Annotated in this window: 21 protein-coding genes; 9 read left to right on the top strand and 12 right to left on the bottom strand. The window is 69.4% G+C overall.

Annotated elements, in window-relative coordinates:
• Positions 1 to 24: 24 nt before the first annotated feature.
• Both A4R44_RS03185 and A4R44_RS03180 read right to left on the bottom strand, forming a co-directional pair.
• Positions 25 to 1,416 carry an amidase gene (locus A4R44_RS03185; protein WP_067576200.1) on the bottom strand — a complete coding sequence of 464 codons (1,392 nt, stop codon included), beginning with the start codon at positions 1,414 to 1,416 and terminating at the stop codon, positions 25 to 27.
• Complete coding sequence (locus A4R44_RS03180) at positions 1,398 to 2,345, bottom strand: D-2-hydroxyacid dehydrogenase (protein ID WP_067576587.1); 948 nt, start codon at positions 2,343 to 2,345, stop codon at positions 1,398 to 1,400. Before A4R44_RS03180 ends, A4R44_RS03185 begins: the two co-directional genes overlap by 19 nt.
• 162 nt (positions 2,346 to 2,507) lie before the next feature.
• On the opposite strand from A4R44_RS03180, the gene A4R44_RS03175 reads away from it, so the two are divergent.
• The 3 genes from A4R44_RS03175 to A4R44_RS03165 are packed head-to-tail and all read left to right on the top strand — an operon-like array spanning position 2,508 to position 4,710.
• Entirely contained in the window at positions 2,508 to 3,248 is a 741-nt protein-coding gene (locus A4R44_RS03175; protein WP_067576198.1) for an Asp/Glu/hydantoin racemase, read from the top strand.
• 46 nt (positions 3,249 to 3,294) lie between these two features.
• Positions 3,295 to 4,020, top strand: a complete 726-nt coding sequence (locus A4R44_RS03170) for an aspartate/glutamate racemase family protein (protein ID WP_067576196.1) — start codon at positions 3,295 to 3,297, stop codon at positions 4,018 to 4,020.
• 3 nt (positions 4,021 to 4,023) lie between these two features.
• Complete coding sequence (locus A4R44_RS03165) at positions 4,024 to 4,710, top strand: GntR family transcriptional regulator (RefSeq protein ID WP_067576194.1); 687 nt, start codon at positions 4,024 to 4,026, stop codon at positions 4,708 to 4,710.
• A 107-nt stretch (positions 4,711 to 4,817) separates the two neighbouring features.
• Here the strand turns inward: A4R44_RS03165 and A4R44_RS48770 are convergent, their stop codons facing one another.
• Positions 4,818 to 5,186 (bottom strand): amidohydrolase family protein, encoded by a 369-nt coding sequence (locus tag A4R44_RS48770; protein ID WP_198545143.1) that lies wholly within the window; start codon positions 5,184 to 5,186, stop codon positions 4,818 to 4,820.
• Between the two features lie 76 nt (positions 5,187 to 5,262).
• Between A4R44_RS48770 and A4R44_RS52160 the strand changes: the two genes are divergently transcribed.
• Together A4R44_RS52160 and A4R44_RS52155 are read left to right on the top strand one after the other, a co-directional pair.
• Complete coding sequence (locus A4R44_RS52160) at positions 5,263 to 5,802, top strand: MerR family DNA-binding transcriptional regulator (RefSeq protein WP_338080331.1); 540 nt, start codon at positions 5,263 to 5,265, stop codon at positions 5,800 to 5,802.
• A 30-nt stretch (positions 5,803 to 5,832) separates the two neighbouring features.
• Entirely contained in the window at positions 5,833 to 6,042 is a 210-nt protein-coding gene (locus A4R44_RS52155) for a MerR family DNA-binding protein (protein ID WP_338080336.1), read from the top strand.
• A gap of 545 nt (positions 6,043 to 6,587) precedes the next feature.
• On the opposite strand, the gene A4R44_RS03150 is transcribed toward A4R44_RS52155, so the two are convergent.
• The 4 genes from A4R44_RS03150 to A4R44_RS03135 form a co-directional block, all read right to left on the bottom strand.
• Complete coding sequence (locus A4R44_RS03150) at positions 6,588 to 7,103, bottom strand: GNAT family N-acetyltransferase (protein WP_067576192.1); 516 nt, start codon at positions 7,101 to 7,103, stop codon at positions 6,588 to 6,590.
• A 56-nt stretch (positions 7,104 to 7,159) separates the two neighbouring features.
• The gene (locus A4R44_RS03145) at positions 7,160 to 7,627 is read right to left on the bottom strand and encodes a DUF4262 domain-containing protein (protein WP_067576190.1); all 468 of its coding nucleotides are present in this window, start codon (positions 7,625 to 7,627) and stop codon (positions 7,160 to 7,162) included.
• Between the two features lie 69 nt (positions 7,628 to 7,696).
• The gene (locus A4R44_RS03140; RefSeq protein WP_067576188.1) at positions 7,697 to 8,752 is read right to left on the bottom strand and encodes a tartrate dehydrogenase; all 1,056 of its coding nucleotides are present in this window, start codon (positions 8,750 to 8,752) and stop codon (positions 7,697 to 7,699) included.
• Positions 8,749 to 10,212 carry an NAD-dependent succinate-semialdehyde dehydrogenase gene (locus A4R44_RS03135; RefSeq protein WP_067576187.1) on the bottom strand — a complete coding sequence of 488 codons (1,464 nt, stop codon included), beginning with the start codon at positions 10,210 to 10,212 and terminating at the stop codon, positions 8,749 to 8,751. Before A4R44_RS03135 ends, A4R44_RS03140 begins: the two co-directional genes overlap by 4 nt.
• Positions 10,213 to 10,305: 93 nt before the next feature.
• Between A4R44_RS03135 and A4R44_RS03130 the strand changes: the two genes are divergently transcribed.
• The 4 genes from A4R44_RS03130 (at position 10,306) to A4R44_RS03115 (ending at position 16,103) form a co-directional block, all read left to right on the top strand.
• Entirely contained in the window at positions 10,306 to 11,562 is a 1,257-nt protein-coding gene (locus A4R44_RS03130; RefSeq protein WP_067576185.1) for an aspartate aminotransferase family protein, read from the top strand.
• 3 nt (positions 11,563 to 11,565) lie between these two features.
• Positions 11,566 to 12,066, top strand: coding sequence for a DUF3830 family protein (locus tag A4R44_RS03125; protein ID WP_067576183.1), 501 nt, complete (start codon positions 11,566 to 11,568; stop codon positions 12,064 to 12,066).
• Between the two features lie 1,083 nt (positions 12,067 to 13,149).
• The gene (locus tag A4R44_RS03120; RefSeq protein WP_067576181.1) at positions 13,150 to 14,535 is read left to right on the top strand and encodes an FAD-binding oxidoreductase; all 1,386 of its coding nucleotides are present in this window, start codon (positions 13,150 to 13,152) and stop codon (positions 14,533 to 14,535) included.
• A gap of 5 nt (positions 14,536 to 14,540) precedes the next feature.
• Complete coding sequence (locus tag A4R44_RS03115; RefSeq protein ID WP_067576180.1) at positions 14,541 to 16,103, top strand: acetolactate synthase large subunit; 1,563 nt, start codon at positions 14,541 to 14,543, stop codon at positions 16,101 to 16,103.
• A 49-nt stretch (positions 16,104 to 16,152) separates the two neighbouring features.
• Here A4R44_RS03115 and A4R44_RS03110 read toward each other — a convergent pair whose 3' ends face one another.
• From A4R44_RS03110 to A4R44_RS03090, 5 genes are all read right to left on the bottom strand, one after another.
• Complete coding sequence (locus A4R44_RS03110; RefSeq protein ID WP_369805819.1) at positions 16,153 to 17,631, bottom strand: MFS transporter; 1,479 nt, start codon at positions 17,629 to 17,631, stop codon at positions 16,153 to 16,155.
• Positions 17,632 to 17,678: 47 nt separating this feature from the next.
• The gene (locus A4R44_RS03105) at positions 17,679 to 18,152 is read right to left on the bottom strand and encodes a DUF3761 domain-containing protein (protein WP_067576176.1); all 474 of its coding nucleotides are present in this window, start codon (positions 18,150 to 18,152) and stop codon (positions 17,679 to 17,681) included.
• A 53-nt stretch (positions 18,153 to 18,205) separates the two neighbouring features.
• Positions 18,206 to 20,557, bottom strand: a complete 2,352-nt coding sequence (locus A4R44_RS03100) for a GH92 family glycosyl hydrolase (protein WP_067576174.1) — start codon at positions 20,555 to 20,557, stop codon at positions 18,206 to 18,208.
• Positions 20,558 to 20,658: 101 nt separating this feature from the next.
• On the bottom strand, positions 20,659 to 21,108 hold the full coding sequence (locus A4R44_RS03095) for a hypothetical protein (protein WP_067576172.1): 450 nt from the start codon (positions 21,106 to 21,108) through the stop codon (positions 20,659 to 20,661).
• A 71-nt stretch (positions 21,109 to 21,179) separates the two neighbouring features.
• Positions 21,180 to 23,351, bottom strand: coding sequence for a 3-hydroxyacyl-CoA dehydrogenase NAD-binding domain-containing protein (locus A4R44_RS03090; protein ID WP_067576170.1), 2,172 nt, complete (start codon positions 23,349 to 23,351; stop codon positions 21,180 to 21,182).
• Position 23,352: the final 1 nt, after the last annotated feature.

Below are 23,352 nucleotides of genomic sequence, written 5' to 3'. Positions count from 1 at the left end.
ACCCGGGGACGGTGCCGCGCGTCGTCACGGCGCGGCCCAGGGCCGGACCTCCTCGAGCAGCTTCGCCACCGCCAGCACCAGGTCGTCCGAATGCCGCGGGCCGACGATCTGCAGGCCCACCGGGAGACCCGATTCGGTGCGCCCGGCCGGGACGCTGATCGCGGGCTGTTGCGTCATGTTGAACGGGTAGGTGAACGGCGTCCACTCCGGCCATTCGGTCATCCCGCTGCCCGGCGGCACGTCGTGGCCCGCCTCGAACGGCGGGATCGGGACGGTCGGCGTGAGCAGCACGTCGTAGCGGGTGTGGAACTCGCCCATCAGGATGCCGAGCGNGCCGAGCGCGGCGCGTTCCGCGGTGGCGTCGAGGTAGTCGCCCGCGGAATAGGTGCGGCCCTGTTCCCACACGCGGCGCAGGCCCGGATCGATCCGCGACTCGCTGCCCGGCGGGAACGCTTCGAGGGACTTCGCCGCGCCCGCGGACCACAGCACGTCGAAGGCGTCCTTCGGGTCGGCGAAGCCGGGGTCGGTCTGCTCCACCTGCAATCCGGCGTCGGCGAGGGACTGCACCGCCGACTGGACGATCGCCGCGACTTCCGGGTCCACTTCGGCGAAACCGAGCGTCGGCGAGTACGCGGCGATGAGCCCGCGCACGTCGCGCCGCACGGCCTCGCGGTATGCGCTGATCGGCGGCGCGAGCCCGGTCGGGTCGCGGTGGTCCGGCAGCGCCAGGACGTCCAGCAGCAACGCCGTGTCGTCCACGCTGCGGGCCATCGGCCCGGCATGCGCGAGCGGGCCGAACGGGCTCGCCGGGAACAGCGGGACCCGGCCGTGGGTCGGCTTCATGCCGACGATTCCGCAGAACGACGCGGGAATCCGGATCGAGCCGCCGCCGTCGGTGCCGACGGACAGCTCGCCCATCGCCGCGGCGACCGCGGCCGCGCTGCCGCCGCTGGACCCGCCCGCCGTCATCCGCGGATTCACCGGATTGCGCGTGATGCCCGCGAGCGCGCTGTCAGTGACGCCTTTCCAGGCGATCTCCGGCGTGGTCGTTTTGCCCAGCACGACCAGGCCCGCTTCGCGCATCCGCGCCATTACCGGGCTGTCCACCTCCCAAGGCTGCTCGACCGGGATGCTCGTGGAACCGCGCAGCGTCGGCCAGCCCTGGGTGAGGAAGATGTCCTTGATCGACGCCGGGACTCCGTCGAGCGCACCGATCGGATTCCCGTCGCGCCAGCGGGCTTCGGCCGCTTTCGCCTGGTCGAGCGCGCGCTCGGCGTCGACGAGGCAGAAGGCGTTGACCTCGCCGTCGCGATTCTCGATGTTCTGCAGGGCGGCTTTCGTCGCCTCGACCGGCGACAGTTCGCCGGTGGCGTAAGCGGCGACGAGTTCGCTGGCAGTCAATTCCCGGTCACCCATCCGGCGCCTCCCTGCGATTCGGACGGCACGTACCCGAGCCGTTTGTCCACGACGTTCCACAGCGGTTCCCCGGCGAGCCAGCGCCGGAAGTTCCCCGCGAACACCTCGACCAGCGTCCGCCGCCAGCCGATGAAGTCGCCCGACATGTGCGGGGACAGCAGAACGTCCGGCATGGTCCACAGCGGACTCTCGGCGGGCAGCGGCTCGGTTTCGAAGACGTCGAGCGCGGCACCGGCGATTTCGCCTGCTTGCAACGCCGCGATCAGCTCGGACGTGACCACGAGCTCGCCGCGGCCCACGTTGACGAACCGCGCGGACGGTTTCATCGCGGCGAACGCGGCGGCGTCGAACATACCCTTGGTCTGGTCGGTGAGCGGCGCGACCGCGACGACGTAGTCGAACTCGGGCAGATACCGCGTCAGCCCGGCGGATTCGTGCACGACACCGAAGTCCGGGTCCGCGGCCCTGGCCCGCCGGCCCGCCCCGGACACGCGCATCCCGGCCGCACGCAGCATCCGCGCGATGGCCCTGCCGATCGGTCCGGTGCCGACCACCAGCACCTCCCGCCCGGCGATCCGCTCGGTCTCGCGGTGCTTCCACGTGCCGGCGCGCTGCAGGTCGAGCGAACGCGCGAAGTCCTTGGCGAACGACAGCACGACGCCGAGCACGTACTCGGCGATGGCGTCGTCGAACACCCCACGCGAGTTCGTGAGCACGACATCGCTCTCGCGCAGCCCCGGAAACAGCACCGGGTCGACGCCGGCGCTCGCGATGTGCAGCCACTTCACCTGGTCCGCGGCAGACCAGGCTCCGGGGACGGCTCCGGACAGGAAGTCGTAGACGAAGAGCGCGTCGGCACCGGCCAGCGCACCGGCGAGGCCGCGCTCGTCGGTGTAACGAACTGACGCCGCGTCTTCGATAGCGGCCATGTCCGGTGGATGGTCTGCCCCGCAGAGCACTGCCAGTACGGGGTTTTCCGGGGCGATCACGATTGACACGGTAAAAGTGGCTCGTATGATTGTCAACAATCCGAGGACCACCCCCGGAGCACCGGACGGGCATCGGCACAGGCGTATTCCGGAGGCTGAACCTTGGATCTGGACTTCCTCGCGTTCGAGGGCCCGCTCGCCCAGCGCGGCATCGGCGTGATCGCGCCGTTCGACCTCGCGCTTGAGCGCGAGCTGTGGCGCTGGGTGCCGATGGAGGTGTCGCTGCATCTCGCCCGCACCCCCTACGAACCGGTTCCGGTGAGCATGGAGATGGCACAGCTGGTGAGCGACAGCAGGCACCTCGCCACGGCCACGCGCGACGTGCTGCACGTGGAGCCGGAGGTGGTCGCGTACCTGTGCACCTCGGGCAGCTTCGTGAACGGCATCGACTACGAACGCTCCCTCACCAAGGCGATCTGCGACGCGGGCGCGCCGGACGCGGTCACCACCTCCGGGGCGCTGGTCGAGGTGCTGCACCAGCTCGACCTGCGGCGGGTCTCGGTGCTCACCCCCTACGACGCCGATCTCACCGGCAAACTCCACGATTTCCTCGGCGAGGTCGGCGTGACCACGGTGTCCAGCGACCATCTCGGACTGGGCGGCGGCATCTGGAAGGTCAGCTACCGCACCATTGCCGAGCGGATCCTGGCCGCGGACCACCGCGACGCCGAGGCGATCTTCGTCAGCTGCACCAACCTCCCGACGTTCGACCTGATCGAACCGCTGGAGAAGACACTCGGCAAACCCGTGCTGACCGCCAACCAGCTGACGATGTGGGCATGCCTGCGCCGGATGCGGCTGCCCATCGTGGGACCCGGCCAGTGGCTGCGGGAGGTGTCTTGACCGGTCCCGCTAATATTGTCGACAATTTGCGCATCCCGGAGGTTTCGTGACCACGATCGGCTTCATCTACCCCGACCACGCGGCCGAGGACGACTACCCGCTCGCGGAACAGCTTCTCGGCGGCTCCGACGGCGACATCAGCCTGCCGGTCGCGCACATCTACGGCACCGACCTGCACGCCGTGCCGGAACTGCTCGACCTCGGCAGTGAAACCCGGCTCGCCGAAGGCGCCCGGCTGCTCGCGAAGCACCAGCCGGAAGCGGTGGTGTGGGCATGCACGTCCGGCAGCTTCGTGTACGGCTGGGACGGCGCGCGCAACCAGGCCGACCAGCTCGCCAAGGCCGCCGGAGTGCCGGCTTCGAGCACGTCGTTCGCCTTCGTGCACGCGGCGAAAGCCCTTGGCGTGCAACGAGTCGCAGTGGCCGCGAGCTACCCCGACGACGTCGCGCGGCTGTTCGTGGACTTCCTCGCCGCGGGAGGCGTCGAGGTGCTCTCGATGTCGAGCGCCGACATCGACACCGCCGCCGAGGTAGGCCAGCTCGCTCCCGAGGCCGTGGTGGACCTCGCGGTAAGCCACGACCATCCCGACGCCGACGCGGTACTGGTGCCCGACACCGCGATGCGCACGCTCGGCGAGATCACCGACATCGAGGCGAAGCTCGGCAAGCCGGTGCTGACCGCGAACCAGGTGACGGTGTGGGAAGGCCTGCGACTGACCGGCGCGAGCAGGCTGGTGCGTTCGCTGGGCGCGTTGTTCCGGACGAGGGGCTGACCCGTGGTCGCACTCCCTGACATAGAACCGGTCAGCCGGGAATCGACCGCCGCCGTGATCGCGCGCCAGCTGCGCGACGCGATCATGACCGGCGCGCTGCCGCCGGGCACCCAGCTCGGCGAAACCGACCTGGCCGCCCGCTTCCAGGTCTCGCGCGGCCCGCTGCGCGAGGCGATGCAGCACCTCGTGTCCGAGGGTCTGCTGCGCAGCGAACGCCATCGGGGCCTGTTCGTGATCGACCTCGAACCGGCGGACGTCTTCGACATCTACCTCGCCCGCTCGGCGGTCGAACGAGCTGCCCTGCTCTGCGCCTTCCGGGGAGATCGCGAGGCAGTGGCGGCGATGCTGGAGCAGAACGTGGCCGACATGGCCGCCGCCGCGGACGACCCGGCTGCGTTGTCGGAGGCTGATCTGCGGTTCCACGAGGCGCTGATCAATGCGTCCGGCAGCAAACGGCTGGTGCGCATGGCGCGGACGCTGCTGATCGAGACGCGGATGTGCCTCACGCTGCTGCAGAGCACGTATCAGGGCGTGGAGGATCGGTTGGAGGAGCACACCAGGATCATTGAAACCCTGCGGTCGGGTGACGAGGAAACTGCGCTGCACTTGCTGGACGCGCACATGGAGGACGCGATCAGCCGGTTGCTTCCGGGGCGGAGTTTGAAGGGTGGAGCCGCGGCCGCGGAGTGAGGCGGGCGGCTTCTTGATCGCGCCCGCGCCAGCTTCCGCGCGGTAACCCGTCGCACCGCCCAGCCTCCCCTGCCAGGCCGGGCTTCGCTCTCTGCCGGGAGCCGAGTTCACAACCGCGGCAACTCCGCCATCGTGCCGCCCAGGACGCGGGCGCGCAGTTCTCCGGGCGGGGTCACGCGTTCGACAGTCGTGCGGGACAGGGCCGGGTCGCCGTAAGGAGCGTCCGAACCGAACACGGTGTGGTCCAGGAGTTCGGCGATGCCCAGCCGGACCACGAAAACGATGCTGGCGGCGGACAGTTCCAGGTAGCCGTTCGGCGTTTCGCGGGACAGCTCGATCGCGGTGAGCCAATGGGCCCCGCTCAATTGGCTGATCACCAGCGGTACGGCCGGGTAGCGGCGGGCCAGTGCGGCCAGGGTGGACAGATCGTCTTCCGTGGTCGGGGCGGAGCCGTGCACCACGACCCGGGAGTCCATTGTGGTCGGTGGCGGCTCGCAGGACCGGTTCGATCCGGGCGGCCGCGCCGGGAGTCGGCGTCAGTTCGCCGATTCCGTGGAAGCCACTGGCGGCGGAGTCGACCGCGGCGGCGATGTCGTCCGGGGGAAGGTCGAGCCGGATCGAGCGGAAACCGGGAAACCGGCCGGGGTGCGCGGCCAGCGCGGCGTCCAGTCCTTGCCAAGCGGACTGATAGCCCTCGCCGGAGCGCCCGTTGAGCGCGGCGTCCAGCACGCTCATTTCCTGCCGGAACGAAGCCAGGTCGACGTCGCGTTCCGGGTGCGGCCGGGTCGCGAAGAGCACGGCGCGGTCGACGCCGGCTTCGCCGAGGAGGGCGAGGTGCTGGCGCACTGGGTCGTGAACGTGGCTGTGGGCGTCGATGATCAACAGCAGCTCCCGGTCGGGTTGGGCGCGCGGAATGCGGCCGCCGGGACCAGTGCTGAACGTTGGCACCATGCCAAGGTCAAGCTCAGCGGAGGGGCGATGCGAATCGGGCAGCTTGCCGAACACACCGGGACCAGCGAACGGCTCCTGCGGTACTACGAACGCGTCGGTCTGCTGACGGAGGATCGGCTGCCCAACGGCTACCGCGACTAGGCTCCGGCCGCCGAGCAGACCGTCCGGCAGATTCGCGCGTTGCTGGCGGCCGGGTTGCCGACCAGCATGATCAAGCGGATGCTGCCGTGCGCGGAAGCGGACGGTTCGTTGCGTCCGTGCCCGGGAGTACTGGGTGCGCTGCGCACTCACCTCGGCGAACTCGACCGCCGAGCGGAGGACATCGCGCAGGCGCGGCGGACGCTCCGTGCGGCGATCGCGGCGACGGAGCACGCCACCTGAACTCACTCCCGCACCGCCCGGGCACACGAAATCCCGGCCAGCCGCGCTCCCTTCCACACCTGACCTGGCCCGCTGCTCCCGCCGGAGCGGGAACCGCGCGGCGGTCCGCTTCTCGCGGGAAAACTGGTGCGGCACCGGCCGACCGAACGCCGCCTGGCCGGGTTTGGCGGCTTCACCCCTTACCGCGTGGGCGGGATAGGCGGCGCTCTCCCGGAACAGGACCTCTCTTTCGCCAGGCTCGCCGTCCCGCTGGCCGATCCTGACGGCACTCGCCGCGCAACAGGCCGCGAAACCCGAGCCACCGGTCAACGTGAGCAGCAGCAACGGAATGGCCGAATCCGCGTTGAGGTCTCGGCAGCTCGGCACCGGCGTGCCGGTGAGGCGAGTATCGAGTTCCAGCCGCTCCACCGCCATCCGCTTCGCATAACTGAACAACCGCGGCTCCTTGTGCCCGATGGCATCCCGGACTGGCACGAAATCGCCGTCAGCGAAGAAGGGAGGAGCGCCCCCGGCTTCCACAATGCCAGGGAAAACCGGCCCCGCAGTCAGCTCGAAGGAGCCCCAGACGATGCGGCTCCCACCGTGACCCAGTACCGCCGAACCGGTCCGCGGCCGGTCTGGCGGACTTCCTCCAGCACTCCGCCCGCGCGTTCGATCGTCGTGGCGGAAGCCAGGTTTTCCTCCGCGCACACCAAGAGCACGCGAGCCAGGTCCATCCGCCGGGCTTCGGTCAGCATCTGGCGCAGTGCCCAGGAAGCGAGACCACGCCCGCGCGCCGACGGGCGGATGCCGAAGCCGAGGTGTCCGGCCCATCGGACATACTCGGCCGGTCCAGTGCGCAGGGCGATTCCGCCGAGCACCTGTCCGTCCTCGACCAGCCAGCGGTATACGGCGCGGTCTCGCGCCAATGAGCCGACCCAGGCGGCGAAGCCAGCCGGAGAATCGACCTGATCCGACGCGGACAGGCCGAAACCGTCCTCGTGCAAACCCGGGCCCCATTCGCGATGCGCTTCCAGCCATGAGCGGTACAGACCGGCAGTGGGGGCCAGAAGTTCGGGCATGCTCCGATGCTACCGGCCACCGGCGACGAAAAACCTGGCACAGCGAGAAAAAAAACTCAGGCACGACGCACCCCCAGCACGGGCTGTCCGCCGCGGCCGGAGTTGTACTGCGGAGACCACGGGAACCGGCCCGCCGAGTCGGCGTAGACCAGCTGCCTGGCTTCGATTCCCGTGCCGTAACAGCACACCGCGATATCCAGGTGTGCCGCGGGAGCACTGAGCTGGACGATCTCCAGTCGCGGCAACCGGGGCAGCAGCCACTGTTCCCCGGGCACCGGCGGGCCGGTGCACAGCGACTGTTCGGCCGCGGCGTTCAGCAACCGCATCGCACGGTGCGGCAGCAATCCGGTGACAATCAGCTCAGGCAGGCCCTGCACGGTCAGGCCCGCGGTGTAGGCCCAGGGCGGCCGGGAACCTGTTCCCAGCACGCCCTGGACGCACCAGCCGTTCTCCCTGATCTCGTCGAGCACCTCGATCAGGTACTGCTCCTCCGGTCTTTCCGGTTCCTCGCACCTCTGGCACATCGGCTCCTCCTCCCCTCGGGACCCGTCGGCGGGTCAGGGAAGAGTCAACCGCGCGGCACCGACGAAAAATCAGCGGAGCGAAGCGGCCACCGCGGTGCCGAGCGCGGTTGTGGTAGCGGTTCCGCCGAGGTCGGGGGTGCGCGTTTCGCCCGCGGCCAGCACCTCGTCGACAGAGGCGCGGATTGCTTGTGCGGCAACGGTTTCCCCGAGGTGCTCCAGCAGCATCGCCGCGGCGAGGATCTGGGCGACCGGGTTCGCGATGCCCTGTCCGGCGATGTCCGGAGCACTGCCGTGGACCGCCTCGAACATCGACGGAAACTCACCTGATGGGTTGATGTTTCCCGACGGCGCCATGCCCAGTCCGCCGGTGATCGCGGCCGCGAGGTCGCTCAGGATATCGCCGAACAGGTTCGACGCCACCACCACGTCGAGCCGGTCCGGGGCCTGCACCATCCGCGCGGCGAGAGCGTCCACATGGCACTGTTCCGCGCGGACGTCCGGGTACCGCGCCGCCACCTCGGCGAAAATCTCGTCCCAGTAAGGCATCGAGTGGATCAGCCCGTTGGACTTGGTCGCCGAGGTCACGCGCCGGGAACGCGTGCGCGCGAGATCGAAGGCGTACCGGATGATCCGTTCCACCCCGACCCGGGTGAACACCGACTCCTGCAGCACGAACTCGTCCGGCCGCCCGGCGTTGTGCCGTCCGCCGATCTCCGAGTACTCGCCCTCGGAGTTCTCCCGGACGATCACCATTTCCAGCTCGTCGGCCTTCCGCCCGGCCAGCACCGAGGACGTCCCCGGAAGCAACCGGACCGGGCGCAGGTTGACGTACTGCTGGAACGCCCGCCGCAACGGGATCAGCAAGCCCCACAACGAAACGTGGTCCGCGACGCCGGGGAAGCCGACCGCGCCGAGCAGGATGCCGTCGAAACCCGACAGCTGCTCGACCCCATCCTCCGGCATCATCGCGCCGCTCTTCGCGTACCGCTCGCAGCTCCAGTCGAATTCGGTCCACTCCAAGGAGAATCCGTACTTAGCCGCGGCCGCGTCGAGGACCCGGCGCGCCTCGATCGTGACGTCGACCCCGATCCCGTCGCCGGGAATGCTCGCAATCCGGTGTGTCACAGGCTCACCGCGATGTACTTGGTCTCCAGGAACTCGTCGATGCCGACCGTGCCGCCCTCGCGGCCGAGGCCGGACTGCTTGACGCCGCCGAACGGAGCCGCCGGGTTGGACACGATGCCCTGGTTGAGGCCGATCATCCCGGCCTCCAAGCGTTCCGACACCCGCAGCGCGCGCTTCAGGTCGCTGGTGAACAGGTAGGACACCAGGCCGAATTCGGTGTCGTTGGCCTTCTCGACCGCCTCGTCCTCGGTGTCGAACGGGGTGATCGGCGCCACCGGGCCGAAGATTTCCTCGCTGGCCAGCCGGGCGTCCACCGGAACGTCCGTGAGCACGGTGGCCGGGTAGAAGTGCCCAGGACCGTCGACGCGTGAGCCGCCGGTGAGCACCCGCGCACCCCGGTCTGTGGCGTCCTTGACCAGCTCGGTCACCTTCTTCACCGCGGCCTCGTCGATGAGCGGGCCGACCACGACGCCTTCGTCGGTGCCGCGGCCCATCGGCAGCGCCTGCATCCGCTCGGTGAGCCGGCGGGAGAACTCCTCGGCGACACCGCGCTGCACGTAGAACCGGTTGGCCGCGGTGCACGCCTCGCCGATGTTGCGCATCTTGGCCTGCATCGCGCCCTCGACCGCGGCGTCCAGATCCGCGTCGTCGAACACGACGAACGGCGCGTTGCCGCCCAGTTCCATCGACGTGCGCAGCACCTTCTCCGCGCACTGCTCCAGCAGCTTGCGCCCGACCCCGGTCGAGCCGGTGAAGGACAGCTTGCGCGCGCGTCCGTCGCGGATCAGCGGCTCCATCACGCCGCCCGAGTCCTTGGTGGTGACGACGTTCAGCACGCCTTCGGGCAGCCCGGCGTCGGCGAGGATCTGGGCGAGCGCGAGCATCGACAGCGGCGTCTGCGCGGCGGGCTTGATCACCATCGTGCAGCCCGCGGCGACGGCCGGGCCGATCTTGCGTGTGCCCATCGCCATCGGGAAGTTCCACGGCGTGATGAGTAGCGTCGGACCGACCGGCTGGCGCGCGATCAGGAACCGGCCCGAACCGTTCGGGGCCACCGCGTAGCCGCCGTCGATCCGCACCGCTTCCTCGGCGAACCAGCGGAAGAACTCGGCGGCGTAAGTGATTTCCCCGGCGGCCTCGGCCAGCGGCTTGCCCATTTCCAGGGTCATCAGCAGCGCCAGCTCGTCTCGGCGCTCGATGAGCTTGTCGTACGCGCGGCGCAGGATCTCGCCGCGCTCCCGAGGGGCCACCGCGGCCCAGTCAGCTTGCGCCGCGACGGCCGCGTCGAGCGCCGCGAGACCGTCTTCCGGTGCGGCGTCCGCGACCTGGCACAGCACCTCGCCGGTGGAGGGGTCCTGCACGTCGAAGGTCTTCCCGCTGCGCGCGGCGACCCACTTGCCGCCGATGAAGAGTTCCTTGCCGACCGCGTCCACGACGCCGTTCTCGGTGATCCCGCTCATCCAGGTTGCTCCTGTTCCTGTTGTCCCGAACTCATGCTATGGATATTGTCAACAATCGACAACCGTCTCCACCCGCATCCAGGAGGGCGCCGCATGGCCCAGCTTTCCCCGCTGCTCAAGCAGGCAACGCCCGTCGTCGTCGACCACGGTGAAGGGGTTTACCTCTACGACGTGGACGGGAAACGTCATCTCGACTTCACCGCGGGCATCGGGGTGACCAGCACCGGGCACTGTCACCCGCGCGTGGTCGAAGCCGCGCGCGAGCAGATCGGCAAGCTCGTGCACGGCCAGTACACGACGGTGATGCACCAGCCGCTGCTCGAACTGACCCGCAAGCTCGGCGAGGTGCTGCCGTCCGGGCTCGATTCGCTCTTCTACGCCAACTCGGGCAGCGAAGCTGTCGAGGCCGCGCTGCGGCTGGCCCGGCAGGCGACCAAGCGGCCGAATGTCATCGTGTTCCAGGGCGGCTTCCACGGCCGCACGGTCGCCGCGGCGGCCATGACCACCTCCGGCACGCGGTTCAGCGCGGGCATCTCGCCGCTGATGTCCGGCGTGCACGTCGCGCCGTTCCCGTACGCCTACCACTACGGCTGGGACGAGGAGACGGCGACGAAGTTCGCCCTGCGCGAGCTCGACTACCTCTTCCAGACAGTCTCCGCGCCGAACGAGACGGCAGCGTTCTTCATCGAGCCGGTGCTCGGCGAGGGCGGCTACGTCCCCGCGAACACCGCGTTCATGGCCGGGCTGCGCGAGCGCGCCGACCGGCACGGGATCCTGCTGGTGCTCGACGAGGTGCAGGCCGGGTTCGGCCGCACCGGCAAGTTCTGGGGCCACGACCACTTCGCCGTCCACCCGGACGTCGTGCTGATCGCGAAGGGTCTCGCGAGCGGCTTCCCGCTGTCGGGCATCGCCGCTTCGGAAGAGCTGATGGCGAAGGCGTACCCGGGCTCGCAGGGCGGCACGTACGGCGGCAACGCAGTGTCGTGCGCGGCGGCTATCGCGACGCTCGACGTCATTCAGGACGAAGGCTTGGTCGAGAACGCCGCGGAGCGTGGCCGTCAGCTTCTCGAGGGCGCGCGCGTCATCGCGGACAAGACGCCGGCTATCGGCGACGTACGCGGTCTCGGGCTCCTCGTGGGCACTGAGTTCACTACAGCGGACGGCGAACCGGACACAGCCACCGCGCAGGCCGCGCAGCAGGCAGCCGCGAAGAGCGGACTGCTGTTGCTCACCTGTGGGGCGTACTCGAACGTCGTGCGCATGGTGCCGCCTCTGGTCGTCAACGCGGAACAGGTCGACGACGCGCTGCGTATCTGGGGCGAGGTCGTCACTTCGGTCACGGGGAGCTGAGGCATGGCGCGTTACATCACCATCAGCCTCGACAAGCGCGGCGTCACCTGTCGCGCCCGGCTGCTCGACGACGAAGCACCGCGCACCTGCAAGGCGGTGTGGGACGCACTGCCGCAGAGCGGTTCGGCCTACCACGCGAAGTACGCGCGCAACGAGGTCTACACGCTCGTGCCGCCCTTCGCGGAGCCTAAGCCGGGCCGTGAGAATCCGACCATCACCCCGATTCCGGGCGATGTCGTCTACTTCGGATTCGAGGCGTGGGAAATCGGCAATCCAGCGTACGGCTACGACGACGGCAGCGAGGCGCACAGCGACCAGGGTGCCACGGATCTCGCGATTTTCTACGGCCGCAACAACCTGCTGATCAACGGCGACGCGGGCTGGGTGCCCGGCAACGTGTTCGCGACGATCGAAGAAGGCCTGTCCGAGATGGCCGCGGCCGCGCAGGACCTGTGGCTGCGCGGCGTGGAAGGCGAGACGCTGTCGTTCGCGCGAGCTGACTGACGGGTCGTCCGACGGCGACGTGCAGGTGGGCTCGTGAGTGGTGATCACAATTCTCACCGTGATCAACACTCACGAGCCCCCGGATTAGCCGCGCGCCGCTCGGTTGCGCATGGCTCGCCAAGGCAGCGCCCAGCACCGGCCGACGAGACGGGTCGCCGGACTCCGCCCCCGCAAAGCCCGCCCGGCACCGCCCCCGCAAAGCCCGCCCGGCACCGCCCCCGCAAAGCCCGTGAGGGGTCCTTCGCGGGGATCAGATTCCCGCGAAGGGCCCCTCACGGACTTCCGCATCGTGCGCCGGATCCACCGGCAGGGCAGATCCCTCGCGCACCGCCGACCCCGCACCCACTGCCGAGAAAACCCCATCGGGCCAGATTGTTCCTCCGGAGTGAAGCCGGGTTAACCCTCCGCGATCATGAACTCGGCCCGATATTCGCTGCCGGACAAGGGATCCAGCCCCCGCTGATCACCCGGCGGTGTGAACCTCGGCAACTCACCAATCGTGGCCTCACATTCACCGGTTCGAGGGGCCGCGCCGCCCGGTTGCCGCAGTGCGCGTCTGCTACCCAGGGTGATCGGAGCCGGGGTTCGCTACGAACCGTGGCGAAGAGTCCACAGTGCACCCCCGGCGACAAACCCGAAAGCCTTACATGTTTAACATGGGAAGATTCCCCGGCCGCCGATCCCTTGCCAGTACAGGGAAACCCGCGTTTTGACACCGCGAGCGGGCCGGTGGAAATCTGCGTTGGCTCCTCGCGAGAGCACCAAGTAAGAACAATCCGAACAAGGAGCCCCTCAATGCAGATGTTCACCCAGCACGTGCACCACGGCCACGACCTGATCTCGGGTCTGCTCGCGCACCTGGCGCACGTGCTCGGCTGGCTCGTCTGACCGGCACCGAGGATTAACCCAGGGGCCGGCCTGTTGGCGCGGGCCGGTCCCTGCTTGGGTTCTCTCCCCTTCCTGGCCACGCGCGCGGCGTGGCCTTTTTCGTGCCCGCGTCGGCTAACGTGAAAACTATTCATGGCCAGCCTCGTGCCAGAACAGCTAGGCTTCGGCCACGAGGCACGCGCACGAGGGAGTGGCATGAGCGAGATCGCAACACAGCTGGCAGGGGCCGTCGGAGCGGGGAACCTGCTGACCGGTGACGCGATTTCCGACGACTACGCGCACGACGAGGCACTCAGCACGCCAGTCCAGAAACCGGCGTACGTCGCGAAGCCGGCCACTGCCGAAGAAGTCTCCGCGCTGCTGAAGATCGCCGCCGCCGAGGGCATCCCGGTGACCGCGCGCGGGTCCGGCAGCGGGCTGTCCGCCGCGGCGCGGCCGGTCGAAGGCGGGCTGGTCGTCTCGTTCGAGCGGATGAACTCGGTGCTTGAGATCGACGACGGCAACCACGTCGCCGTCGTCCAGCCGGGCGTCACGCTGGCCGAACTCGACGCGAAGACCGCCGAACACGGGCTCACCTACCCCGTCTATCCCGGCGAGCTGAGCGCGAGCGTCGGCGGCACCGTCGGCACCAACGCCGGCGGGATGCGCGCGATCCGCTACGGCATCACCCGCGGCAACGTCTCCGGTTTGCAGGCGGTGCTCGCGACGGGCGAGATCGTTCGCACCGGCGGCCGGATGTCGAAGATCTCCAGCGGCTACGACCTCACCCAGCTGATCATCGGCTCGGAGGGCACGCTCGCGCTGGTGACCGAGGTGATCGTGAAGCTGCAGCCCCGGCTGCCGCACAGCGCGACGGTGCTGGCCCCGTTCGACGATTTCGAGCAGGTGATGGCGGCGGTGCCGAAGATCGCCGCGAGCGGTCTCGCCCCGCAGATCCTCGAGTACATCGACAACATGACGATGGCCGCGATGGTCTACAACGACAAGCTCGAACTGGGCGTCCCGGCGGAAATCCGCGACCGGACCCAGGCGTATCTGGCCGTGGCGCTGGAAAACCGGGTGGCCGACCGGCTCGGCGAGGACGTCGAGGCGCTCGGCGAACTGCTCACCGAACTCGGCGCGATCGACGCGTACGTGCTCGAAGGCGGAGCCGCGCGCAAGCTCATCGAAGCCCGCGAAAAAGCCTTCTGGAACGCCAAAGCCGCGGGCGCGGACGACGTGATCGACGTGGTGGTGCCACGGACCGCGATGCCGCAGTTCCTGGCCAAAGCCCGCGAGCTGGCGATGGCGACCGGCGGCGGCGCGATCGGCTGTGGGCACGCCGGCGACGGCAACGTCCACCTGGCGATCTTCTGCAAGGACCCGGACACCCGCGCGCAGTTGCTGACCGACATCTTCGGTTACGCGTACGAGCTGGGCGGCGCGATCTCCGGCGAGCACGGCCTCGGCCGCACCAAGACCAAGTACTACGCCAAGCTCGAAGACCCGGCGAAGCTCGATCTGCTGCGCCGGGTCAAGGAAAGCTTCGACCCGGCCGGGATCCTGAATCCCGGCGTTCTGTTCGCGCAAACCGGAAAGTGAGCACAGTGAGCACGCTCAACGGCGCCCAGTCCCTCATCCGCACGCTCGTCGACAGCGGGGTCGACGTGTGCTTCTCCAACCCCGGCACGTCGGAAATGCATTTCGTCGCCGCGCTCGATTCGGTGCCGGAGATGCGCGGCGTGCTCGCGCTGTTCGAGGGCGTCGTGACCGGGGCCGCGGACGGGTACGCGCGGGTCGCGGGCAAGCCCGCCGCGACGCTGCTGCACCTCGGCCCCGGGCTGGGGAACGGCCTGGCGAACCTGCACAACGCGCGGCGCGCGCACACGCCGGTGGTCAACGTGATCGGCGACCACGCCACCTATCACAAGCAGTACGACGCCCCGCTGGAGTCGGACATCGACGCCATCGCGGGCTCGCTCGAAGGCTGGGTGCGCCGGTCCGGGCACACGAAGGACGTCGGCGCGGACGCCGCGGCGGCGGTCGCGGCGGCGCAGGACGCACCGGACCGGGTCGCGACGCTGATCCTTCCCGCCGACGCGTCGTGGGGCGAGGGCGGTGAAACGTGCGAGCCGATTCCGCCGCGCGTGCCGCAGGCGGTCGACTCGACGACCGTGCAGAAGATCGCGGACGTGCTGCGCAGCGGCGAGCCGGTGGCGTTGCTGATCGGCGGATCCGCCTGCCGCGAGGCCGGTTTGCGCGCGGCCAGCCGGATCGCGGCGGCAACCGAGGTGAAGGTGTTCGCCGAGACCTTCCCCGCCCGGCTGGAGCGCGGCGCGGGGTTGCCGAACATCGAACGGCTGGGGTATCTCGCCGAGCAGGCCAAGTACCAGCTGGACGGAATCAAGCACCTGATCGTCGCGGGCACGCGGGCACCGGTGTCGTTCTTCGCCTACCCCGGCATGCCGAGCGAGCTGACCCCGGAAGGCGCGGACGTCCACGTCCTCGCGAACGTCGGACAGGACGTCCCGGCCGCGCTGGAAGCGGTCGCCGCGTTGGTCGCCGCGGACACCGAGCCGGTTGTGCGGGAGGCTGGACGGCCGGAGCTGCCGAGCGGTCCGCTCACCGTGCAGAACTGGGTCGATGTGATCGGCGCGCTGCTGCCGGAGAACGCGATCATCGTGGACGAGGCGAACACGTCCGGGCTGATGCTCCCCGCGGCGACCGCGGGCGCGCCGCGGCACGACGTGCTGACCCTGACCGGCGGCGCGATCGGCTACGGAATGCCGGTGGCCGTCGGCGCGGCGATCGCGGCTCCGAGGCGACCGGTGGTCAACCTCGAATCCGACGGCAGCGCGATGTACACGATCTCCGCACTCTGGACGCAGGCGCGCGAGAACCTCGACGTCACCACGGTGGTGCTCAACAACAACGCGTACGCGATCCTGCGGATGGAGCTGCAGCGCGTCGGCGCGTCCGGAGACGGGCCGCGGGCGAAAGACCTGCTGGACATCGGCCGTCCGGACCTGGATTTCGTGAAGATCGCCGAAGGCATGGGCGTTCCGGCGACCCGGGCGACGACCGCGGAGGAGCTGGCCGGACAGTTCCGGCGCGCGATCGCCGAACCGGGGCCGCATCTGATCGACGCGGCCGTTCCCCCGCTGCTCTGACTCGTGAGTGTTGATGCCGGTTCTGACCGGCATCAACACTCACGAGGCTCTAGACCCGGGCGAGTTCCGGGCTGGCGGCACGGAACCGCGGCACCACCGCGGTCAACGCCAGCCCGGCCACCGCCGCGACCGCGGCGACCGCGAACGTGGCGCGGAAACCCGCGAGCGAGGGCACGGTGAACGAGCCGACGGTGATCGTCAGGTGGGCGAGCATCGTGGCCATCACGGCGCTGGACGTCGAGGTGCCGACGGACCGCATGAGCGAGTTGAGCCCGTTCGCCGACGCGGTTTCGGTGACCGGCACCGCGCTCATGATCAGCGCGGGCATCGCGGCGTAAGCGATGCCGACGCCCGCCCCGATGATCACCGACGCGATGATCAGCTCGACCGCCGTGGCCATCAGGAAAATCGCGAAGACATAGCCGACCGCGATCACGATCGCGCCGGTCATGAGCGTGACGCGCGCGCCGTAGCGGTTGGTCAGCCGCGCGGAGACCGGGGACAGCGCCATCATGACCAGGCCGTTCGGCGCGAGGCACAGTCCGGCTTGCACCATGGTGAGCCCGAGGCCGTAGCCGGTAACCGAAGGCGCCTGCAGCAACTGCGGGAACGACAGCGACATCGCATACATCGCGAAGCCGACGAGGACCGATGCGAGGTTCGTGAACAACACCGGCCGCCGCGCCGAAACGCGCAGGTCGACCAGCGGGTCACGACGGCGCAGCTGATACCAGCCCCAGGCCGCGAGAACGACCACGGCCGTCGCGGCGAACCCGAGCGTCGCCGGACTGCCCCAGCCCCACTCGCCGCCCTTCACGATCGGCAGCAGCAGACTGGTGAGCCCGACGATCAACCCGAGCGTGCCGAGGAAATCGAACGGTGCGGGCGTGCGCACCGGCGATTCCGGGACGAACCGCAGGATCAGCAGCGCACAACCGAGCCCGAGCCCGGCCGCGCCCCAGAACAGGACGTGCCAGTCCGCGTGCTCGGCCACGATCGCCGCGACCGGCAACCCGATCGCACCGCCGACGCCGAGCGTCGCGCTCATCAGCGAAATCGCGCCGCTCACGCGCTCGGCGGGCAGTTCGTCGCGCATGATGCTGATGCCGAGCGGGATGACGCCCATCGCGCAGCCCTGCAACCCGCGGCCGACGATCATCAGCGCGAGCGAACTGGTGAGCGCCGAGACCACGGACCCGGCGATCAGCACCCCGAGGCTCACGAGCAGCACCCGGCGTTTGCCGTAAAGATCGCCGAGCCGCCCGGCGACCGGCGTGCACACCGCCGCCGCGAGCAACGTGACGGTGACAACCCACGAGGCGTCGGTCGGCGTGGTGTCCAGCAGTCTCGGAAACGCCGGGATCAACGGGATGACCAGCGTCTGCATGAACGAAGCGACCAGCCCGCACGAGGCGAGCACCACGATGATCGGCCCCGAACCCGCCCGCGCCACCACGTCCCCCGTCCCGTATGCCGTACCGGATTCGTACGCTACCGGGCGAGGCGGGCGGAACGGGCGGTTCGTGATCGATCCGACTTACCGGGCTGCTCCGTCTGGCCCAGTGCTCGCTGGGGTCAGAGCCACTGTTTGACACCGCCGTGACCGGAGCAGGTGCCGGAACGGTGCTGGCTGTAGCTGTAGCTGCCGTCCTTGCACTGGGCGGTCGCGCCGGAGGGGTTCGAGTCCGGGCGGTGGACGCAGTTTCCCGAGGAGTTGCGGTAGTAGTCGGAGCCGCACTCCGCTGGTTTCCGCACCGGCGGCTGCTGGGCCGGGGCGACCCGCGGTGCGGCCTGGGCCTTCGGTGTCGTTTTCGGCTTGGCGACCGTGGTGGGCGGGACCACCGGAGGCGTGGTGACCGGTGGTGCGACCGACGTGGACGGTGCCGTTGAAGTCGGCGTGGTTGAAGTCGCCGACGTTTCCGGCGTGCTGTAGGTCGTCGTCGGCGAGTACTCGCTCGTGACCGCCGACGGTGCGGTCCCGGTCGGTACCGCACCGCATCCGGCGACCAGAACGCCCGCGGCCAACGCCATCCCCAGTTTCCGCAGCATGCGGTTCCTCCTCTAGAGCCAATGCGAGGAGGTCGAGAATCCGCGGAAAACTGTTACAGCGGTTGCGAAGCCCACTCGGTCGGTGACGGAGAGAGCACGAAATCGAGCCGCCCGCCGTACCGGGTCAGCGAAGCGGGCGCCTTCCAGTCCCGCTGCGGCTTGCCGTCGCGCCAGGCCGACCGCACGTACTTCCCGGAACCCAGCCCGGTGATCGTCAGTACCGCGCCGCTGCCGGAGCGCACCTCCGCGTGCGGGAACAGGGGGCTCGACAGCAGCATCTCGCCCGACCCCGGCGTACGCGGGTAAATGCCGAGCGCGCCGAAGACGTACCAGGCCGACATGGTGCCGAGATCGTCGTTGCCCGGCAGGCCCGACGGACCGGTGGTGTAGACCGTGTCCACGATCTGCCGCACGGTTTCCTGCGTCTGCCACGGACGGCCCAGCTCGTTGTACAGCCATGGCGCGTGGATGTCCGGCTCGTTCGTCGGGTCGTACTTCAACGGACCGCCGCCGCGCAACTGCCAGTTCCCGGCCGCGTCATGGAAGAACCCGTCCAGCCGCTTCGCCGCGGTTTCCTTGCCGCCCATGGCATCTGCGAGGCCGGTGACGTCTTGCGGTACCAGCCACGCATACGCGGCGGCGCTGCCCTGCGCGAAGCCGCGGTCGCTGGCCGGGTCGAACGGCGTCGCCCAGGAGCCGTCCAGATTTCGGGCCTGCGGGTACCCGGTCGCGGGGTTGAAGACGTTGCGCCAGTATTCGCCGCGCGCGGAAAGCTCAGCGGCTTCCTTCTTCCGCCCCAGCTGCGCGGCCCACTGCCCGAGCGCGAAGTCCGCGATCGAGTCTTCCAGCGTTTCCGCGCCGCCGCCCCAGCAATGGCACACGTCGTTGGCCGCGTAGTGCGATTGGAGATATTGCGCGAGATTCGGTCGCTGGCCGACGCATTGCCCCGGACAACCCGCGTCCTGCAAGCCTTCCGGCCGCGGCACGGTGGCCTGGGCGTACAACGAATCGAAGGCGCCGCGGTAGTCGAAGTTGCGCACGCCCATGGCGTAGAAGGTCGCGAGCGTGGCGGCGGCCGGGTCCCCGGTCATCACGTGGGTCGCGCCGTTCACGTGGACCCAGCGGTCCCAGACGCCGTCGTTTTGCTTGGCATAGTTGAACAATGACTGCGCGAAGTTCCCGGCGACGCGCGGCTCAAGCAAAGCCAGCAGCTGAATCTGCGCGCGATACTGGTCCCAGCCGGAGAAGTTGCTGTACTGCGCGTCCTGGCCGCGTTCGAGCCGGTGCGGTTCGCGGTCCATCCCGAGGTAGTGGCCGTCGACGTCGCTGACCAGGTTCGGCTGCTGCAGCGAGTGGTACAGCGCGGTGTAGAACACGGTGCGCTGCGCGGGAGTTCCGCCGCCGATCCGCACCCGGCCCAGCCTGGTGTTCCATTCCCGGCGAGCCGCCGCGGCCACCGAGTCCACAGTGGACCACGGCGGCTGCTCCGCGCGCAGGTTCCGTTCGGCCCCGGCGAGCGACACGTAGGAGATCGAGATCCGCATGGCGACCCGGCTGCCCGGCGCGAACCCGACCCAGCCGCCGGAACCGCGGCCGGCGCGGTCCTTGCCGGTCGCGTAGCCCTCGCCGCCGGTCTGGTCCCGGCCGCCCGGCTGCAGCGTGCTGTCGCGCCAGGTGCCGGTGCTGGTGAACGGCTGGTCGAACTGCGCGGTGAAGTACAGCCGGTAGTAGGTCTTGCGGTTGTTCACGCCGCCGTTGGCGCGGCGGCCGCAGAACGCGCCGGTGAGCACCGAGCCAGTGACCTGCCGGCGCGCCGGATCGATGTGCGTCTCCGCGTCCTCGCTGCCGTTGAGCGAATTCGACGTGCGGAACAGCAGGTTCGCCGGGGAGCCCGCGGGGAACTCCACCCGCCCGGCCGCTGTGCGCTCGGTCGCGGCGAAGTCCGTGGTCACGCCGTTCGCGAGGCCGAGCCGGTACCGGCCCGGGGTCGCTTTCTCGTCCGCGTGACTGAAGTCGCTGGCATACATCGCGTCTTTGGTGTCCGCGGTCGGCGATGACGTGACGTTCCCGGTGAACGGCATGATTGGCACGTCACCCGCCGCGCCTGGATTGCAGCCCGCGCCGTTGACGTGCGTGAGACTGAACCCGCGCAGCCGTGTGGTGTCGTACTGGTAGCCGTTGGCCGCGCCGGTGCTGGTCTGGTCGCCGCGGGTGCTCGTCGGACTCCAGGCCAGCATGCCGAACGGGGCCGTCGCGCCCGGATAGGTGTTGCCGTCGCCCTTGGAGCCGATCAACGGGTCGACGGAGGCGGCGGGATCGAGCGGACTGGCCGATGACAACGTTGTCGGCACCAAGGCGGAGGTCAGCAGAACGGTGGCGAGAACCACCGTGGCACTACGGCGCATGACGCGACTTTAACCGCGATCGGTGACTTCCGGGAGAATTCGGGCCGAACGCCCGCCCTGACTGCGCCATCCGCCGGATCACGGCGCGCGACGGCACGGATTCAGCCGTTCGCGAGTCTCGCGATCGTCCCCAGCAGCCTCCGCATTCCGAAGACGTGGCCCCCGCTCCCGACGACGAGCAAGCGGTAGCCCGCCCCAGCCACGCCGGGAAACCGGGCCCGGCTCTCGGCGCGGACCACGGTCTGTTCTTCGGAAACGGATTCGAGCCGGAACGTGAGGCGGTATTCGGAGAACAGATGCCGCCCGGCGAGCACGAGCCGGTGCGGCCGTTCGGCGACCGCGACCCGGAAGCCGGGGACGGTGGAGCCCTCCGCGAGGGGGCGGGGGCCGGTTGCTTTCCAGTCAGCGCAGCGGACCGCCCAGGCGTAGGCGGTGGCGAGCCGGCCGGAGAAATGTTCGGCGACCTGGTTGACCGCACGCCAGGTTGTCTCGGCGTCCGCGTGCACGACGATCCGATGTTCGTCCAAGACCGGCAGCTGCTGTTCCGTCATCGTCACCTCCGCGAAACGGGGCCGCCCCGGGGGAATCCCCCGAAGCGGCCCCGTCACCGCAAGACCGAGCTCTACTCGTAGATCTCGCCCTTGGCGGCCTTCTCCACCAGCGACTGCGGCGGCTCGAAGTGGCTGCCGTACCGCGCCGCCAGCTCGCGGGACCGGTCCACGAAGCCCTGCAGGCCGCCCTCGTACTGGTTGATGTACTGGATCACGCCACCGGTCCAGGGCGGGAAGCCGATGCCGAAGATGGACCCGATGTTGGCGTCCGCGATCGAGGTCAGGACGCCCTCGTCGAAGCACTTCACCGTTTCCAGCGCCTCGGCGAAGAGCATGCGCTCCTTGAGGTCCTCGAACGGCACGTCCGCCGAACCCGAGTTGAACGCCTCGCGCAGGCCCGGCCACAGACCGGTGCGCTTGCCGTTCTCGTCGTACTCGTAGAAGCCAGCCCCGCTGCTGCGGCCCTTGCGGTCGTACTTGTCGAGCATCGTGTCGATGACGGCCTCGGACGCGTGCGCGTTCCAGGTGCCGCCCGCGGCCTCGATCGCGGCGCGGGTTTCCGCGCGGATCTTGCGCGGCAGCGTCAGGGTCAGCTCGTCCATCAGCTGCAGCGGCGGCGCCGGGTAACCGGCCTGCGAACCCGCCTGCTCGATCGACGCCGGTTCGACGCCCTCGCCCAGCGCGGCCACGGCCTCGTTGATGAAGGTGCCGATGACCCGCGAGGTGAAGAAGCCGCGGCTGTCGTTGACGACGATCGGAGTCTTGCGGATCTGCAACGTGTAGTCGAAGACCTTCGCCAGCGTGGCGGGCGACGTCTTCTCGCCGCAGATGATCTCGACCAGCGGCATCTTGTCCACCGGCGAGAAGAAGTGGATCCCGATGAAGTCCTCGGTGCGCTGCACGCCCTCGGCAAGGGTGGTGATCGGCAGCGTCGAGGTGTTGGAACCCAGCACCGCGTCCGCGTTGACGATGCTCTCGATCTCGCCGAACACCTTGTGCTTCAGCTCGACGCTCTCGAACACGGCCTCGATGACGAAGTCGACGCCCGCGAAGTCGGCCGGGTCGGCGGTGGGCTTGATCCGCGCCAGCAGCGCGTCCGACTTCTCCTGCGTGGTCTTGCCGCGCGAGAGCGCCTTCTCCTCAAGCTTGACCGCGTAGCCCTTGCCCTTGTCAGCTGCCTCCTGCGAGACGTCCTTGAGGACCACGTCGATGCCCGCCTTCGCCGAGACGTAGGCGATCGCGGCGCCCATCATCCCGGCGCCGAGCACGCCGACCTTCTTGGCGGTGAACTTCTCGAACCCGTCCGGCCGCGAACCGCCGGAGTTGATCGTCTGCAGGTCGAAGAAGAACGCCTTGGTCATGTTCTTCGAGACCTGCCCGGTGGCCAGGCTCACGAAGTAGCGCGTCTCGACGGTGATCGCGGTGTCGAAGTCGACCTGCGAACCCTCGATCGCGGCGGCGAGGATCGCGCGCGGCGCGGGCATCGGCGCGCCCTTGAGCTGCTTGCGCAGGTTCGCCGGGAACGCGGGCAGGTTCGCCGCGAAACTCGGGTTCGACGGGGTGCCGCCCGGGATCTTGTAGCCCTTGACGTCCCACGGCTGCACGCCGCCCTCGGGGTTGGCCTTGATCCACGCCTTCGCGGCGGGCACCAGCTCGTCGACGGTGTCCACGACCTCGTGCACCAGGCCCAGCTCCAGCGCCTTGCGCGGCTTGAGCCGCTGGCCCTGCAGCAGGACGTTCAGCAGCGCGCTCTGGATGCCGAGCAGCCGCACGGTGCGGACCACGCCGCCACCGCCGGGCAGCAGGCCCAGGGTGACCTCGGGCAGGCCGATCTGGCTGCCCTTGACGTCGGCCGCGATGCGGTGGTGCGTCGCCAGCGCGATTTCGAGGCCGCCGCCGAGCGCCGCGCCGTTGATGGCCGCGACGACCGGCTTGCCGAGTTGTTCGAGCCGGCGCATCTGGCCTTTCATCGCGGTGCTGGACGCGGTGATCTCGGCCGCGTGCTCCGGCTGCGCCTGGATCAGGTCGCGCAGGTCGCCGCCGGCGAAGAAGGTCTTCTTCGCCGAGGTGAGCACGACACCGGCGATGTCGTCCTTCTCCGCTTCGAGCCGGTCCACGGTCGCGGCGAGCGACTCGCGGAAGGCCTGGTTCATCGTGTTGGCCGACTGGTCCGGGTCGTCCAGCGTCAGCGTGACGATGCCGTCGGAATCCTTGTCCCAGCGGATGGTCTTGCTCTCGGTCATG

It is taken from the genome of Amycolatopsis sp. M39 (assembly GCF_001651785.1).
Lineage (GTDB): Bacteria > Actinomycetota > Actinomycetes > Mycobacteriales > Pseudonocardiaceae > Amycolatopsis > Amycolatopsis rubida.
The sequence above is the reverse complement of the archived record's forward strand: the minus strand, read 5'-3'. Positions and strand labels throughout refer to the sequence as shown.